This window comes from Pectobacterium nicotianae (assembly GCF_023272715.1).
Classification (GTDB): Bacteria; Pseudomonadota; Gammaproteobacteria; order Enterobacterales; family Enterobacteriaceae; genus Pectobacterium; species Pectobacterium brasiliense.
Window position 1 is genome coordinate 2,843,354 of sequence record NZ_CP096821.1, and the last position, 12,882, is coordinate 2,856,235.

Here is a 12,882-nt window from a genome sequence, read left to right on the forward strand (position 1 = left end):
AGGCGGCGACCGCACGAGTCCCCAGGAGCTTACTCAAGTAAGTGACTGGGGTGAGCAAGGGAAGCCAACGTACATGCGGCTTGAAGTATGACGGGTATTCAGCGGTAATATACTGCGATACGCTGGTTATGAACCTGCTCGATGGCCACTTCCGTATCGAAAATATCTTCCAACACCTCAGATACCATGATGTCTTCCGGTTTTCCCGTGTAGATAATCTGCCCTTTGCGCATCGCAATAATGTAATCCGAATAGGCGGAAGCGAAGTTGATATCGTGGATAACCAGCACGATGGTTTTGCCTAGCTCATCGGCCGCACGGCGAATCTGTTTCATCATCGCCACCGCGTGTTTCATATCCAGATTATTCAGCGGTTCATCCAGCAGTACATATTCCGTGTCCTGACACAGCACCATCGCGACATAGGCACGCTGGCGCTGGCCACCGGAAAGCTCATCTAAAAAGCGATCTTTCAATTCGGTCAGGTTGAGGAACGCCAGCGCGGCGCTGATGCGTTCACGATCGTCAGCATTTAGTCGCCCTTTGGTATAAGGGTAGCGACCGAAACCTACTAGCTCCGCTACCGTTAAACGGCTGGTAAACTGGTTTTCCTGCCGCAACACAGATAAACACGTCGCCAGCTTATCGCTTGGTGTGGTCATCACGTCCATGCCGTTGACCTTTACCTGTCCGCGATCCGCGTCCAGCAGGCGACTGATGATGGACAACAATGTCGACTTCCCTGCCCCATTCGGGCCGATAATCGACGTGACGCCACCACGAGGCACCGTCGCGGTGACATTATCTAATACCTTAACGTTGTTATACGCTTTGGTTACATTGCCGATCTCAATCACACGGAAACCTTTTTCAGTAGCAACACAATAAACAGCGATCCACCCACAAATTCGATCACGACCGACAGCGCACCAGACATATCCAGCAGATGCTCAAGTACCAGTTGTCCACCAACCAGTGAAATAACGCCCAGCAGGAAAGCGGCGGGCAGCAACAGGCGATGCTGGCTGGAACCAATCACTAAATAGGCAAGGTTCGCGACCATAAAGCCCAAAAAGGTAAGCGGACCGACCAGCGCCGTTGAAATGGCAACCAGCACGGAAACCAGCAGCAGAATGATCGTGACGCTGCGTTTGTAGTCGATACCCAGGTTAATCGCGTTATTACGCCCCAGCGCCAGTACATCAAACCGAAAGCGCATACGCCAGATCACTACCGCGACCACCAGCGTAATTCCAACCGACAGCGCCACCAGTTCAGGCACAGTACGGGTGAAGGTGGCAAACATCCGCCCCTGTAAGATGGCGAACTCGCCGGGCGTCAGCAAACGCTGCATTAAGCCAGCCATGCTGCGAAACAGCGTGCCGCAGATAATCCCGACCAGTAAAACCAGATGCAGGTTATTGCGGCTGCCGGTAAACAGCCAGCGATACAGCAGCGCGGAGAAGAGAATCAGCAGCAGCGTCTCAAGAACGAATTTGCCTTCAACGCCCAGCCCCGGAATGCCGCTAATGCCGAAAACAAATACCAGCGACGTCTGAATCAGGATAAAAAGGGCTTCAAACCCCATAATCGACGGCGTCAGCACCCGATTATTCGTCACCGTTTGGAACAACACGGTCGACGCACTGGCAGCAAAAGCCACCAGTAGCATCGTCGTCAACATCAACCCGCGGTGCGTCAAAATGTAGCGCAGGTTGCTGCCTAGATTGATGGTCATAAACAGCACGATCACCACGGCAGCCGCAACAGCCAACCACATCAACCGCTGCGTCGGCGATAACCCCGCTCGTTTTTCGCTGATGGGTCCGGTCAGCACCGTATTACGTTCATTGACTGACATGGCGTTTCTGGCTTAGCAATAAGAGAAGGAAAACGGCAGCGCCAATGACGCCAAGAATCACGCTCACCGGAATCTCGAAAGGATAGCGAATCACGCGGCTGATAATATCGCAGCACAGCACCAGACCACCGCCGAGCAGGCACACCCACGGGATCGTTTTGCGCACATTGTCGCCCATCATCATGCTGATCAGGTTCGGCACGATCAGTCCGATAAACGGCAAGCTACCGACCACCACGACCACTACGCCGCTGACGATGGCGATAATGCTCAGCCCCATCATCATCACCTGCCGATAGTTAAGGCCGACATTGACGGAGAACTCGCGCCCCATGCCTGCGACCGTGAAGCGGTCAGCGATCCAGCAGGCCACCAGCGTTAACGCACCAACCAGCCAGAGCAGTTCGTAACGCCCCTGCAAGACACCGGAGAAATCGCCGGATTCCCAACTGCCGAGCGCCTGTAGTAGATCAAAATACATCGCGCCAAACGTGGTGATTGAACTGATAACCGCACCCAGCATAATGCCGACCAGCGGCACCACCAGCGCGGATTTCAGCACAATCCGCTGTAGCAGCATCATGAACAGGAAGGTGCCGGCTAAAGCGAACAGGCTCGCTACCACCATCTTGGTGAAAATCGTCGCACTGGGCACGGCGATCATCACCACCAGCAAACCTAAGCTAGCCGACTGTGTGGTCCCCGCCAGAGACGGTTCGACAAAACGGTTTTGCGTCAGCAACTGCATGATGAGACCAGCCACGCTCATGGCACTGCCTGCCAGCAGCAAAGCCAGCGTGCGAGGAACGCGGCTGATAAAGAAAATATCGCGCATTTCCGGGTCGTTCCACACCGCCTGCATATTCAGTTGCCCTGCCCCAACAAACAGGCTGACAACGATCATGCAGGCCAGAAAAACAAGACCCAGCGAATAGTAAAAAGACTTCATTGATTCTGCCGTAACCTGCCGTTATTGCTTATCTAACGCGTCACTGACGGTACTCACGAGGTTTTTATAGCTTTGCAGCCCCCCAGCGATATACAGCGATGCAGAATCCAGATAGATCACGCGATTATTTTTCCAGGCGTTGGTTTTGTGAATCAGTGGATTATCCAGCACTTGCTGGGCCGATTCTCCACCAGGGCGACCAATCGCACTGTCACGATCGAGAATGAACAGCCATTCCGGGTTCACGCTCAGTAAGAATTCTGAGGTCACCACGTTGCCATGACGCCCAGACTCAGGGAACTCAGTCGCGGGTTTAAAGCCCAGTTCATCAAACACGAAGCCGAAACGCGATTTAGGGCCGTAGGCAGACATTTTGCCGCCGCTGACCATCAGAACCAGCGCATTGCCTGCATTTTCCGTTTTAGCGCGCGTTTGGGCGATCTGCTGTTTGAAATCATCAATCTGTTTCTTCGCGTCATCTTCTTTACCGAAGATGGTGCCCAGTTGCTCGATGCGTTGGATAAAGCTCGCCATAAACTGGTGCTCATCCACGTCCATCGAGATCGTCGGTGCAATACCGCTCAACTTGTCGTAGGCGTCGCGCGTACGTCCACCGGCAATAATCAGATCGGGCTTCGCGCTGCTGAGCGCTTCATAGGCAGGTTCAAACAGCGTACCGGCATTCAGGTAAGTATCGCTGTTATATTTTGATAAAAACGCGGGCAGCGGCGTGCTGCTTTTTGGTACACCGGCAATCCCTTCAACCTTCAACGCATCCAGCGTATCCAATGAGGCAGGATCAAACACAATCACTTTCTTCGGCGGCTGTGGAACCTGAGTGGTGCCCTGCGCATGCTCAATGCTGACCGTGTGGCTTCCTTCTGAAGACGATGCCTGCTGATCGCAGCCGGCCAGAACAAACATAGATGCCAATAACGTCGCCTTCACTGCAAACGCTGCATTCAATCGCACCACATTTAACCGCATAAGTGTGTTCTCCATTTCGCTGTTTGTTGCCGAATGCCACCCCGCAGAGTGATCCACGGGGCAATAAAGAATTTAATTATCATTCGCATTAGAACGAAAATTGTAACCGAATGGACACAGTCATGCCTAGCGATTCTGTCTACCCTCCTATTGATGTAAGTCAGGGAAGTGGTGCAAATCAGGAAAGCGCCACAGAAAAGTTGATTCAATGGTATCCTTGCCGTTTTCCAGATTGTTTTGCCTGATTTCAGGCTCAGCGCGCACACGTAGCTAACTGCATATATGGCCGAGAAAACACAACCCACTTTTTTCATACATGACTACGAGACGTTCGGTAAACATCCAGCGCGCGATCGCCCTGCGCAATTTGCGGGTGTCCGTACCGATATGGACTTCAATATTATCGGTGAGCCGCTAGTCATTTATTGTCGTCCGGCGGATGATTACCTGCCGGAACCGGAAGCGGTGATGATCACCGGAATTACGCCACAGGTCGCGCTGGCAAAAGGCGTCAATGAGGCGGAGTTCGCTCGTCAGATCCACGACGCGTTCAGCGTGCCCGGCACCTGTATTATGGGCTACAACAATATTCGCTTTGATGATGAAGTCAGCCGCAATATTTTCTATCGCAACTTCTACGATCCTTACGCCTACAGCTGGCAAAACGGCAATTCCCGCTGGGATTTGCTGGATGCGTTACGCGCCTGCTATGCCCTGCGACCGGAAGGCATCGTCTGGCCGGAAAACGATGACGGCTTGCCCAGTTTCCGCCTTGAGCATCTGACGAAAGCCAACGGTATTTCGCACGAGCAGGCGCATGATGCAATGTCCGACGTTTATGCCACCATCGCTATGGCGAAGCTGTTCAAGCAGGCGCAGCCTAAACTGTTTGAATATCTGTTCCCGCTACGTAACAAAAACAAAATTTCCACGCTGATTGATATCCCGCAAATGAAGCCGCTCGTTCACGTGTCTGGCATGTTTGGCGCGGCGAGGAGCAATACCAGCTGGGTTGTTCCACTCGCCTGGCATCCGGACAACCGTAATGCGGTCATCATGTGCGATCTGGCTGGCGATATGACGCCGCTGCTGGAGCTGGACAGCGCAGCCTTGCGCGAACGGTTATACACCCGCCGGGATGCGCTGGAGGCGGATCAGAGTGCAATTCCACTCAAGCTGGTGCACATCAATAAATGTCCGGTCTTAGCACCGGCCAATACCTTACGGCCGGAAGATGCGGAAAGATTAGGCATCGACCGTCAACGCTGTCTGGACAATTTGGCGCTGCTGCGCAACAACGCAAGCATCAGGGAAAAAGTGGTGGAGCTGTTTGCTGAAGCCCCCGCGTTCGCCGCATCTGATGATGTCGATTTACGGCTTTATGATGGCTTCTTTGGCGATGCTGACCGCATGGCGATGAAGATTATTCAGGAGACCGCTCCGCAGAACCTGCCCGCGCTGGATCTCACGTTTGCCGATAATCGTCTGGAACCGCTGCTCTTCCGCTATCGCGCCCGCAATTTCCCCGGCACGCTGGACGACCGCGAACAGCAGCGTTGGTTGCAGCATCGGCGTGCGGTCTTTACGCCGGAGCGCTTGCAGGACTATCTGTCAGAACTCAACAACCTTTATCAACTGCACGAAGACGATAAAGAGAAAATGGCACAGCTAAAAGCGCTGTACGCCTATGCGCAGGAGCTGGTGGGCTAAGATAGCCACTTAAAGCCATAAAAAAGCGGAGCACAGTGGCTCCGCTTTTCTCTTTTAGGCGTGTCGTCGGTTTATTTAAACCGGTTCTTCGCTACATTGCGGTACTGGCTGACGGAAACTACGCGTCACAAACGCCAGATAGAGCAATCCAATCGTTGCCCACACCAGACCCAGCGTCATCGAGCTCGCTTCCAGATTCACCCACAACGCACCCACCGTCAACGCGCCCAGCACGGGCAGTACGAGGAAGTTAATGGTGTCTTTCACGGTACGGTTACGGCGCTCACGAATATAGAACTGTGAAATGACCGACAGGTTCACGAACGTAAACGCCACCAGCGCACCGAAGTTGATCAGCGCAGTGGCCGTCACCAGATCGAACGACACCGCAGACAGTGCAATAACGCCAACCAGCAAGACGTTCAAAGACGGCGTACGCCATTTCGGGTGGATATAGCCGAAGAAGCGCTCTGGGAATACGCCGTCACGACCCATGACGTACATCAGACGAGACACGCCTGCATGTGCCGCCATACCGGATGCCAGTACGGTGACGCAGGAGAACACCAGAATAACGGACTGGAAGAATTTACCCGCAACATACAGCATGATTTCCGGCTGAGACGCATCCGGCTCTTTAAAGCGCGAAATATCCGGGAAATACAGTTGCAGGAAGTACGCCACGGCAACAAAGATCACGCCGCCGATCAGCGCCGTCAGGAAGATGGCTTTTGGAATCACCCGACCTGCGTCCTGCGTTTCTTCCGACAGCGAGCTGATGCCGTCAAAACCGAGGAACGAGAAGCAAAGAATGGTTGCACCGGTAATCATCGGCACCACATGGGCGTTCTCAGACCAGAACGGACGCGTACTGGTCAGCGTACCAGCCCCTTCGCCCAGATAAACACCGTGAATCACCAGACCGAGGAATACCGCCATGATCGCAACCTGCACCACCACGATAATGGAGTTCAGGTTAGCAACCAGACTGATACCACGCAGGTTAAACAGCGTCATCAAGCCGACCAGCGCCGCCACAAAAATCCATGACGGTACGCCGGGGAAGATCGCTTCCAGATAGATTTTCGCCAGCAGGATGTTGATCATCGGCATGAACAGATAGTCCAGCAGTGACGACCAGCCGACCATAAACCCAACGTGTGGGCTGATCGCTTTTTGCGCGTAAGTATAAGCAGAGCCCGCAGATGGGAAACGTTTTACCAGTTTGCCATAGCTCAGCGCCGTGAACAGAATGGCGACCAGCGCAAACGCATAGGCCGTTGCCACATGGCCGTCGGTCAAGCCAGACACGATACCGAAGGTATCAAAAATGGTCATCGGCTGCATGTACGCCAGCCCCATCATAACGACAGGCCACAGCGTGAGCGTTCTTTTTAACTGAGCACGTTTTGCGCCAGCATTAGGCAGCTGAGAATCAAGCGACATGGCGCACACCTCCGTTCATCACGGCAGGAGCATACGCACCGAAAACAAATGAGTGGATACAGGACTCGCCTGAATCACGATGAGAAGAGGTGGCTGTAACAGCACCAGAGATAACTTGCGACTGCGTCGCGCCATAACCAATACCATTGCAGCACAAACCGGCGGGCACCGGTGCGAAACGTGTTAATTGCCCCATCTTTCCTTTCCTCACTGTGCTCACAGGCACACACAAAATTATCTATCCGGATCGTTGTCCGGCCTCTTTGGTTGAAGACCCTATACCCAGCAAACCTGAGCCACAGAGAAAAGGTAAGAAACCACACCAATACCCCTGTAACCTGAAAGGTTGACGAGCATAAATGTAAAAAAATAACCGACGCTATTAGACGTCGGTTATTTGCAAGGCGCGTATTCTGCACCACTCGATCTCATCTGACAAGGCTCTGATAACGTTGGAAACCATTTATTTATCCCCACCCTTCTTCGAGAAGCCTGTACGTTGGCTTTTCGCATGACTTATGGGTAATAAGTAGGATAAATAAGCGAATACTCGTTATAAAAACGTTGCTGTTATGTGTGAAGCCCAAACAAAAAGTTGTGCTTAAAAATTACAACTCCTGGAATCGCTTTTTCTTTTCGTTTTGTAATCTTTCCAACTCAAAAATCACCTGCTGAAGATCCCGTTCCTGCGATGCGTTCAGCGAAGGGAACTTGAAGCTCAAACGCTGCGTCAGTTTCAATTCACCTTTGTTATCGACGATCTTCACCATTGCCTGACCAACGAACTGCAAATCAACACAGAAAAAACCGTGGTCAGCCAGATCCATCTCCACGCTCTTAATGATGTCGCCTTCGGTCAACAGCCCCGTGGTATCACGGTCGGTATACAGGCTCAATCCACCCAGAGAGAGATCTTTAATGGTGAACAGGAAAACACTCTCATCCGGCAGTTCGCCACGGCACGTCAACGGCGGCCACAGCGGCGTGTTGATGCGGAAATAGGTTCTGCGTTGGATAAGATAAAGCAGCTCAGGAATCTGCGCGCTAAAGGCTGGCAGCCCGTCGTAAGTCACCGTTTTTGCAATTTCAGCATTGAATTCAACTTTTGCACCGGCAGGTTCTGCAACAAAAGACAGCGCCCCCGCATACAGCGCGCGGTTATTCTCACGCTCAATGCCGCCTAAATCGAAGACAAACAGGTTGTTATCGGGTACAACGTCAAGAATTTTACTGATGAACTGTCCGTGAGAATGATGAACCATCAAAGACGTATCATTCTTCTTTAACTCGCGCAGTGTTGCACAGATGGCCAGTTTGTTGCGCTTAACAAACTGCTCTTTCAAATTTTCATTCACCGCTTTCATCCCCACCATTGTTTACACAGAGTATGTGTCAATGGCTTATATTGATGCACGCCTCTTCGTTATCTTTCAAGTCCCATGTGTGCCAACACGATGCACTGCACTGGCTGCATATTGAAAACGATTACTCGGAGTACCTGAAACAGCATGAAACCTACCCTAACTAACTCAAGTTACAGGGAGGCAAGCGAAGAACAAACTCGTGGAAAGGAATTTGAGCAGCCAGCACGTACGTAACTCGAAGTATGACGGGTAGAAGTTGGTGAAAACGATATCGGCAATTTTCTCAATAACTTTAGTGGAACAAGAGGAAAAGTGTTAAGGCGCGGTCAAAAATGAAACGCATCGCTGCCAGCGCCTTTTATCGCACCTGTTCGTTTGCTAGTCGGCAGGATAGTGATACAGCAGCCAGGTTAAGGCCAGTAGATCGGCGCTACCGCCCGGGCTAAGGTTTCTGGCAATCAGCGCGTCGTCCATTTCTCTCAGCGCCTGACGATCCAGCGGCCCCGTCAGCAATCTCCGTGCGTAATCTTGCACGAACACCAGTCCGTCCATGCCACCGCGTGAAACGACATTGGTGTCAGGATTGTGGGCCATCAACACCAGTAGCGTCCGTAACAGCGCGGTTTCGTCATCCGCCCCGGCAGCAATCGCCTGTTGCAAGGTGGGCAACGCATACTGGCATACGGTACTGAAACCGCTGGCGGCTTCCCCCCTTGCCCCCGTCAGGCCATGACGCTGATAGAGATGTTCACCCGCCGTCGCTGCACCAGAACACGTCTCCAGCTCATTCCGCACCAAATCGTGACACATTGCCGCCACGCTGTCGCACAGGCTGTGCTGCGTTACACGATCTCCCCGCCCAGCCAACCAACCGGCAGCCGTACACAGCAGGCCAAACGCGAAAATCCCACCTTTATGGGTATTCACACCTTGCGTCGCTGACAGCATCGCCTGTTCGCAGGCGATGCCGATAGGCCGAATCTGAGACAGCAACTGCGCTAGCGGTGTGTTAGCGCGCTGATAACCCGCATCGGTAAAATGCCGAAACCAGGGGGAGATCGCCTGAATGCTGGTCTGAAACAGCGCCACATCCATATCGTGGTGAGATCCGTTATTGGCGCGATCCACCAGTCCGGGCTTCGGTGTCAGCATCACTTCCATCGTCAGCGCGTGCGTCACCCGCCGGTCGATATCCGGTAACGCGTCGCGCTCCCGATCATCGCCGACTGCGGAACGGGATACCGCAACCGACAGTACACCGTCAGGCTGGGGTAAAGTAGGCATTAACCTTTTCCTCAATGTGCTCAAGCAGCTCAGGCAGCGAATGACGACGCGAACGACTACAGGCGTGTGCCATCTGGTCGCACAATAGGCACTTTCGCCCACCGTGCGCCAGCATCGACCGGCCAATCGATCCGTCTTCCGGGCTGAAGATGTCGAAATCCCATAGCCGCCCCAGCTCATGGCTATCTTCCAGCGCAATGGTCGCGGCTTTCACGGACAGCGCATCTTTGGTGATCGCCCACAATCCTTCCGCGCCCGTTGCCAGCCAGCATGTCTGCTGCTCCAGCACCGTCCACCCTCTGGTCTGACATAGAAACGTGAATGCCTTGATCGCTTCGGCCATCACCTGTCGATAGCCTTCGCTATCTTTTACCGGTCCCGGCGTAACCAGCGTCAGCGACACCAGCGTCGCACCGTGGCGGGCAAGCCATTCTTGTTGGCGAACTGCACGGCGTTCCTTCGCCGCGAGTAAGGTTTCCAGCGAGATGGAAACAGCATTTGTCATCGTCGATTCCCTCATGCGTTTACCGCTTATTCGTCGGCTTCTTTCACCTGACGAACGACGTCAATCACGCTGCCATCGCGGTAGCGAATAACGCCGACGATGCGATCGTGAAACTCGATAGCGCGTGGTTCACCCACCAGCGCAATCGCACGCTGATACAGCGCCTCAATCGTCATCACCGTCAGCCCCGCCTGTTTCAGGCGTTCAGCAACTTCAGGTCGCGCGGGGTTGACGGCAATGCCGTGATCGGTCACCAGTACGTCAATGCTTTCTCCCGGCGTAACACGCGTCGTCACCTGGCGCACTACGGTCGGGATACGGCTACGAATCAGCGGCGCAACAACGATGGTCAGGTTCGCTGCCGTCGCGACGTCACAGTGTCCGCCGGACGCACCGCGCATCACACCGTCGGAGCCGGTGATCACGTTGACATTAAAGTCGGTGTCAATTTCCAGCGCGCTGAGAATCACCATATCCAGCTGATCGCAGCAGGCCGCTTTAGAGCTGGGATTAGCGTAAACGTTAGTGGAGATCTCGACGTGATTCGGGTTCTTCGCCAGCGATGCGGCTGCATTGGCATCGAAACACTGTGTATCGATCAGCTTTTCGATCAGCCCTTTTTCGTGCAGATCAACGATACCGCCCGTGATGCCGCCGAGGGCGAAGCGCGCCACGATGTTCTGCTGACGCATTTTATCTTCGAGGAAACGCGTACAGGCCGTCGAGGCCGCGCCGGAACCGGTCTGGATCGAGAAACCATTTTTGAAATAACCGGCATGTTCAATCACGTCTGCCGCGGAACGGGCAATCAGCAGCTCACGCGGGTTGCTGGTAACGCGCGCCGCGCCTACGCTGATTTTGGCCGGATCGCCAACTTCATCGACCTGAACAATGTAGTCCACCTGATCCTGCACAATGCTGGCTGGCATGTTCGGAAACGGCACTAGCGCTTCGGTCAACAGCACCACTTTACGGGCAAACTGTGCATCAACCATCGCATAGCCCAGCGAGCCACAGCTGGATTTCCCGACGGTACCGTTGGCATTGCCAAATTCATCGCTGCACGGCACCCCCAGGAAAGCGACGTCGATATTCAGTTCACCGCTTTGCAGCAGATGGACGCGACCGCCATGGGAATGAATTTGCACCGGTTCTTTCATTAATCCGTGAGAAATGGCGTCAGCCAATTTGCCGCGCATCCCCGAGGTATAAATCCGGCTGACTACACCCGCTTTAATATGGTCGATCAGCGATGCGTTACAGCTCATCAGCGAGCTGGATGCCAACGTCAGATCGCGAAAACCCATCCGTGCCAGCGTATCAATCACCCGATTAATGACTTTATCGCCTTCGCGGAAATGGTGGTGGAAAGAGATCGTCATCCCGTTTTTCAGTCCGCTGTGACGAATCGCCTCTTCCAGATCGACGCACAGTTTGCGTTCATGTTTTTGTGCGACATCATTCAGCCACGGCGTATGTTGATTCGCGTTGACGAAGGGTTGCAGATGGCGTTTTTCCGGGTACTGCTTTTGCAGTGCTTCAATAAAATGACTCATTGTCTAATCCTGTGATTCCTGAGAGCGGCAATTGCGGTGCAATCACGCAATGGCTATTTGCGAACGCCGGAGGCCTGAGCACGTTCCAGCACTCTTCTGGCGTGGTCGATAATCGGCCCGTCGATCATTTTTCCGTTTAGGGAAATAACGCCCAGACCGGCACGTTCGCCCTCTTCAGCGGCTTTGATCACCAGATGGGAATAGTCCACTTCATCCTGCGTAGGCGCATAGGCGTTGTGTAACAGCTCAATCTGGCGCGGGTTAATCAGGGATTTACCGTTGAAGCCCAGCTTACGGATCAGATCGACCTCTTTCAGGAAGCCTGCATCGTCATTGACGTTGGGATAGACCACGTCGAAGGCGTCGATACCGGCAGCGCGAGCGGCATGCAACACGGCGCAGCGGGCATAAAACAGCTCCGTGCCGTCACCGCGTTCCGTTTGCATATCCATCACATAGTCGAACGCCGCGAGCGCAATCCCGATCATGCGTTCGGAAGAGCGTGCAATCGCGACGGCGTTAATCACGCCCACCGCAGACTCAATTGCCGCCATAATGCGAGTGGAACCGACTTCACGGCCGCAGGCTTTTTCGATACGAACCAGATGGCGTTCCAGCTCATCGACATCGTCGGTGGAATCGGTTTTCGGCAGACGGATCACATCCGCACCGCCGCGCACGGCGGCTTCCAGATCCAGCAGGCCAAACGGCGTACTGAGCTGGTTGATGCGTACCACAGTTTCAATATCACGGTACATCGGGTGTTGGAGCGTATGGAAAACCAGCAGGCGTGCGGTATCTTTCTCGCGCAGGGAAACGGCATCTTCCAGATCGAACATAATGGAGTCAGGCTTATAGATAAACGCATTAGACAGCATGGCGGCGTTCGCGCCCGGGAGGAACAACATACTGCGGCGAAGCTTATTCATTACAATTTCTCCCATTCAATCTGCTGTCCGTCTGCGGCGCGCAGTACCGCGCTTTGCACGCGAGCACGGATGACACAATCCAGCGCGCCTTTGTCATCCACAATGATCGTCCCTTCCTGTACGCCCAGTTCTTTCAGCGTGTCATTCACGACCTGTTTGATTTGGTGACCGAACTGTTTCATGACTTCGCTGTTAATGACCACGGTGAGTTTCCCGTCAGCCGGTGCCACTTTGACCAGCAAATCGCTGGATTCAAAGGTGCCAGCAAGGGACTCCTTAACAATCTTCATA

Annotated in this window: 13 protein-coding genes; 1 reads left to right on the top strand and 12 read right to left on the bottom strand. The window is 53.6% G+C overall.

The window, feature by feature from the left end:
* Positions 1-98 precede the first annotated feature (98 nt).
* From MYB54_RS12745 to MYB54_RS12760, 4 genes are read right to left on the bottom strand one after another with little or no spacing between them, the layout of a single operon-like run.
* A complete protein-coding gene (locus tag MYB54_RS12745; protein WP_010277081.1) occupies positions 99-857 on the bottom strand; it encodes an iron ABC transporter ATP-binding protein in 759 nt (252 codons plus the stop codon).
* A complete protein-coding gene (locus tag MYB54_RS12750) occupies positions 854-1,861 on the bottom strand; it encodes an iron chelate uptake ABC transporter family permease subunit (RefSeq protein WP_110163020.1) in 1,008 nt (335 codons plus the stop codon). Before MYB54_RS12750 ends, MYB54_RS12745 begins: the two co-directional genes overlap by 4 nt.
* The gene (locus tag MYB54_RS12755) at positions 1,848-2,810 is read right to left on the bottom strand and encodes an ABC transporter permease (RefSeq protein ID WP_205604925.1); all 963 of its coding nucleotides are present in this window, start codon (positions 2,808-2,810) and stop codon (positions 1,848-1,850) included. Before MYB54_RS12755 ends, MYB54_RS12750 begins: the two co-directional genes overlap by 14 nt.
* 21 nt (positions 2,811-2,831) lie before the next feature.
* A complete protein-coding gene (locus tag MYB54_RS12760; protein WP_371928296.1) occupies positions 2,832-3,776 on the bottom strand; it encodes a siderophore ABC transporter substrate-binding protein in 945 nt (314 codons plus the stop codon).
* A 303-nt stretch (positions 3,777-4,079) separates the two neighbouring features.
* Between MYB54_RS12760 and sbcB the strand changes: the two genes are divergently transcribed.
* Positions 4,080-5,507 carry an exodeoxyribonuclease I gene (gene sbcB / locus MYB54_RS12765; protein WP_248720840.1) on the top strand — a complete coding sequence of 476 codons (1,428 nt, stop codon included), beginning with the start codon at positions 4,080-4,082 and terminating at the stop codon, positions 5,505-5,507.
* Between the two features lie 75 nt (positions 5,508-5,582).
* Here the strand turns inward: sbcB and MYB54_RS12770 are convergent, their stop codons facing one another.
* The 8 genes from MYB54_RS12770 to citD form a co-directional block, all read right to left on the bottom strand.
* Positions 5,583-6,953 (bottom strand): APC family permease, encoded by a 1,371-nt coding sequence (locus MYB54_RS12770; protein ID WP_014915105.1) that lies wholly within the window; start codon positions 6,951-6,953, stop codon positions 5,583-5,585.
* A complete protein-coding gene (locus MYB54_RS22095; protein ID WP_014915104.1) occupies positions 6,943-7,149 on the bottom strand; it encodes a hypothetical protein in 207 nt (68 codons plus the stop codon). Before MYB54_RS22095 ends, MYB54_RS12770 begins: the two co-directional genes overlap by 11 nt.
* Before the next feature lie 412 nt (positions 7,150-7,561).
* On the bottom strand, positions 7,562-8,317 hold the full coding sequence (locus MYB54_RS12775; RefSeq protein ID WP_014915103.1) for a flagellar brake protein: 756 nt from the start codon (positions 8,315-8,317) through the stop codon (positions 7,562-7,564).
* Between the two features lie 378 nt (positions 8,318-8,695).
* The gene (citG, locus tag MYB54_RS12780) at positions 8,696-9,601 is read right to left on the bottom strand and encodes a triphosphoribosyl-dephospho-CoA synthase CitG (RefSeq protein WP_248720841.1); all 906 of its coding nucleotides are present in this window, start codon (positions 9,599-9,601) and stop codon (positions 8,696-8,698) included.
* Positions 9,579-10,106: a citrate lyase holo-[acyl-carrier protein] synthase gene (citX, locus tag MYB54_RS12785; protein WP_248720842.1), complete on the bottom strand. Its 528-nt coding sequence runs from the start codon at positions 10,104-10,106 to the stop codon at positions 9,579-9,581. The genes citG and citX overlap by 23 nt, the downstream gene beginning before the upstream one ends.
* Before the next feature lie 26 nt (positions 10,107-10,132).
* Positions 10,133-11,662, bottom strand: a complete 1,530-nt coding sequence (gene citF / locus MYB54_RS12790) for a citrate lyase subunit alpha (RefSeq protein WP_205541555.1) — start codon at positions 11,660-11,662, stop codon at positions 10,133-10,135.
* A 53-nt stretch (positions 11,663-11,715) separates the two neighbouring features.
* Positions 11,716-12,591: a citrate (pro-3S)-lyase subunit beta gene (gene citE, locus MYB54_RS12795; protein ID WP_248720843.1), complete on the bottom strand. Its 876-nt coding sequence runs from the start codon at positions 12,589-12,591 to the stop codon at positions 11,716-11,718.
* Positions 12,591-12,881, bottom strand: coding sequence for a citrate lyase acyl carrier protein (citD, locus tag MYB54_RS12800; protein WP_010277114.1), 291 nt, complete (start codon positions 12,879-12,881; stop codon positions 12,591-12,593). The genes citE and citD overlap by 1 nt, the downstream gene beginning before the upstream one ends.
* Between the last annotated feature and the right edge of the window lies 1 nt (position 12,882).

What these genes read in the sequence shown, in the direction of transcription:
- MYB54_RS12750 (WP_110163020.1), bottom strand. Translation starts at nt 1,861, where the DNA reads ATGTCAGTCAATGAACGTAATACGGTGCTGACCGGACCCATCAGCGAA.
- MYB54_RS12755 (WP_205604925.1), bottom strand. Translation starts at nt 2,810, where the DNA reads ATGAAGTCTTTTTACTATTCGCTGGGTCTTGTTTTTCTGGCCTGCATG.
- sbcB (WP_248720840.1), top strand. Translation starts at nt 4,080, where the DNA reads ATGGCCGAGAAAACACAACCCACTTTTTTCATACATGACTACGAGACG.
- MYB54_RS12770 (WP_014915105.1), bottom strand. Translation starts at nt 6,953, where the DNA reads ATGTCGCTTGATTCTCAGCTGCCTAATGCTGGCGCAAAACGTGCTCAG.
- MYB54_RS22095 (WP_014915104.1), bottom strand. Translation starts at nt 7,149, where the DNA reads ATGGGGCAATTAACACGTTTCGCACCGGTGCCCGCCGGTTTGTGCTGC.
- MYB54_RS12775 (WP_014915103.1), bottom strand. Translation starts at nt 8,317, where the DNA reads ATGAAAGCGGTGAATGAAAATTTGAAAGAGCAGTTTGTTAAGCGCAAC.
- citG (WP_248720841.1), bottom strand. Translation starts at nt 9,601, where the DNA reads ATGCCTACTTTACCCCAGCCTGACGGTGTACTGTCGGTTGCGGTATCC.
- citX (WP_248720842.1), bottom strand. Translation starts at nt 10,106, where the DNA reads ATGACAAATGCTGTTTCCATCTCGCTGGAAACCTTACTCGCGGCGAAG.
- citF (WP_205541555.1), bottom strand. Translation starts at nt 11,662, where the DNA reads ATGAGTCATTTTATTGAAGCACTGCAAAAGCAGTACCCGGAAAAACGC.
- citE (WP_248720843.1), bottom strand. Translation starts at nt 12,591, where the DNA reads ATGAATAAGCTTCGCCGCAGTATGTTGTTCCTCCCGGGCGCGAACGCC.
- citD (WP_010277114.1), bottom strand. Translation starts at nt 12,881, where the DNA reads ATGAAGATTGTTAAGGAGTCCCTTGCTGGCACCTTTGAATCCAGCGAT.